Raw genomic sequence first — 2,485 nt, 5'->3', positions numbered from 1 at the left:
AGGTAGAGGACTTCGGGCCAGCGGCGGCGCCTGACCAGCAGGGCAAGCAGGAGCAGGCCCGCGCCCATGGCGAGGAGTTCGGCCTGGAACATCCCGGCGTACCCGGTGGCCTGGGTGTGCGAGAAGGCCGCGTCCCAGGTGCGGGACCACGCTTCCCACGGAAGGTGGAAGCTGCGGTGCCAGCCGCGTTCCTGCGCGCTCTGCCATGCCGTCCAGTCACCGGTGTGTGCGTGCAGATACCAGCTGTAGAGGGCGGCCGGGAGGGCGGGCAGGGCCAGCCACAGCAATGCGGTCCAGCGCCGGTGGGTGCGGGCGGTGAGCAGAAAGTGCAGGGCGATGGCGGCGGCCAGGAAGAGCCCGGTGACCCGGACGGTGGCGGCGAGGGCTGCCAGTGTGGCGGCGAGGGGCCAGTGGCGGTGCTGGGCCGCGAGCCAGGCGGGCAGCGCCAGGGCCAGGAAGAGGGCCTCGGTGTAGCCGACGGCCAGGAACACGGCGCAGGGCGACAGGAGCAGGAACAGGGCGGCGCGGCGGCCTGCGGAGGGGTGGCCCAAGTACAGGCGGGCGATCCGGGCCAGCGCGAGGACGGCGACGGCCCCGGCGGCGAACGAGATCAGCAGGCCGGCCGCGGTCCAGTGCGGCACCACGACATGCACGGCGCGCAGCAGGAGCGGAAAGCCGGGGAAGAAGGCCTCCCGGTTGTCCCAGCCGCTGAGCGCGGGACCGGCTCCGCCGGGGAAGTAACCGTCGCGCGCGATGTGCACGTAGTGGGCCCAGTCCCAGTGCTGGAAGGGAGCGAGGACGCTGTCGGGCTTCCGGGTGTCGGGGTTGGCGGGGAAGAGCCAGCGGGCGCAGTAGGCGGTGATCCAGATGGCCAGGCGGGTCAGCAGATACAGCCACAGCACTTCGCGGTCTGCGGGTGACAGGCGCAGGGCGGCACGGCGGGAGCGGCGGAGGGACGGCCCGGCGGGCGGCGGCCTGTTGCCTGTGCCGGGCTGTACGGGGGCGGTCGGGCGCTCGGACGGCCGCGTGACCGGCGAGGGTATGAAAAGGGGCATAAAGGACTCTTCAAGGTGTGCGCGGACATGCGGCACCGGCCGGTGGGGTCCGCCGGGTCACGGGGTGTCAGGGCAGGGGCGTTGGGGAGCGGCCAGACGCGGGCCGGCCGTTCGGGCTCAGCGCGGGGGCGAGGTCGTGGTGGCGGAGTGGGACGGGAAGCGGGAGGGGTCGTTCGCCGGCGTGGAGGAGGGCGGCGGGGCGGTGTCCATCGGCGACGGCGCGGGCTGGGACGGTGTGTTCGCCGGGGGCACCGGCGCCGGATCGCCCGGCAGCAGCGTGACCGCCGCCGCTCCGCCGCCGCCCAGGACCAGGCACGCGGCCAGCACGACCAGGGCGCGCCGGCGGCGCTGCGACCTCCTGCCGCGCTCGGCGATCTGCGCGAACGGCGCTGGTCCCGCCTGGGCCTGGCCGCGGTCGGCGGCCTCATGGAACAGCGAGCGCAACGCGTCGTTGGGTTCAGACATCGAAAGCCTCCTCCTCGATGCGCGGGTCCTTCAGGCGGCTGGCGAGCGCGGCTCGTCCGCGGAACAGATGTGTCTTGACCGTGCCGCTGGACAGGCCCGTTTCCCCGGCGATCTGCTCGACGCTCAGGTCGCACAGGTAGTGCAGGGTCATCGTGCGGCGCTGCTGGGCGGGCAGAGTGCGCAGCGCGTCCACGAGCACCACGGCCTCGGGGCCGGGCCCTTCGGTGTCCGGCGGAGCGGTGGTGCGCTGCCAGGCCTCCGTGGTGCGCCGCCGAGAACGCCAGCGGCTCACCGCCAGGCGCCAGGCGGTGGTGCGGATCCAGGCCTCGGGCTGCCCGCCCCGATCGAGCCGGCGCCGGTGCCGCCAGGCCCGTACGAACGCCTCCTGCACGACGTCCTGTGCCTCATGCAGGTCGCCGAGCATGACGTACAGCTGCCCCGTGAGACGTGTGACCGTCTGGGCATAGAACTTCTCGAACTCCTCGACGGTCAACGACCACTCCTGGATCTCTCTCGTTTCACCAGGCATACGCTCGCCGGACCCACTCCGGTTGACACCGGCACGAAGGCAGCGGAGTGATCGTCGTCACGCGTTGCGTCGGGAACGCAGGGTGCAGGCGCTCCCTCTGAAAGGTGTTGCGCCTCAGCCGAGGGTGATCGTCATGTAGGTCTCGCATGGGCGGGGCGGGCCCGGCACTGACACTATTTCTGGTCCGCGTGCCCGGGCCGTGGCCGGAGCAGTGAGGAAGGGGGTTTGCCGTGGCTGACTTGCTGCAGAGGCTCAAGGCGTGGTTCGCCGAGCATGAGCGACAACTGCGGGCGTGCGGAATCACGGTGCCATCGGCCAGTCGCCCGCGGACTGGGACAAGCCCAGTGCCTGGATGAGTCTCGAAACCGGTGACGACGCTGCCGAGCTCATTGTCTGGAGCGGCGGGGAGGCGGAGCTTGCGTATGGGGATGTGGCG

Annotated in this window: 3 protein-coding genes; all 3 read right to left on the bottom strand. The window is 72.2% G+C overall.

The genetic code is table 11. The features are described from left to right. Positions 1–1,055: mannosyltransferase family protein (locus ACQKIP_RS45180; RefSeq protein ID WP_427745662.1), on the bottom strand; the 1,055-nt coding region annotated here is incomplete at its 3' end. A 117-nt stretch (positions 1,056–1,172) separates the two neighbouring features. Beyond that, complete coding sequence (locus ACQKIP_RS45175) at positions 1,173–1,520, bottom strand: hypothetical protein (protein ID WP_365853792.1); 348 nt, start codon at positions 1,518–1,520, stop codon at positions 1,173–1,175. Further along, positions 1,513–2,013, bottom strand: a complete 501-nt coding sequence (locus ACQKIP_RS45170) for a SigE family RNA polymerase sigma factor (protein WP_365853790.1) — start codon at positions 2,011–2,013, stop codon at positions 1,513–1,515. The genes ACQKIP_RS45175 and ACQKIP_RS45170 overlap by 8 nt, the downstream gene beginning before the upstream one ends. Between the last annotated feature and the right edge of the window lie 472 nt (positions 2,014–2,485).

It is taken from the genome of Streptomyces sp. NPDC059900, from assembly GCF_050270335.1.
GTDB lineage: Bacteria > Actinomycetota > Actinomycetes > Streptomycetales > Streptomycetaceae > Streptomyces.
Note: the sequence above shows the minus strand (reverse complement) of the source record. Positions and strands in the feature narration are given on the sequence as shown.

What these genes read in the sequence shown, in the direction of transcription:
- ACQKIP_RS45175 (WP_365853792.1), bottom strand. Translation starts at nt 1,520, where the DNA reads ATGTCTGAACCCAACGACGCGTTGCGCTCGCTGTTCCATGAGGCCGCC.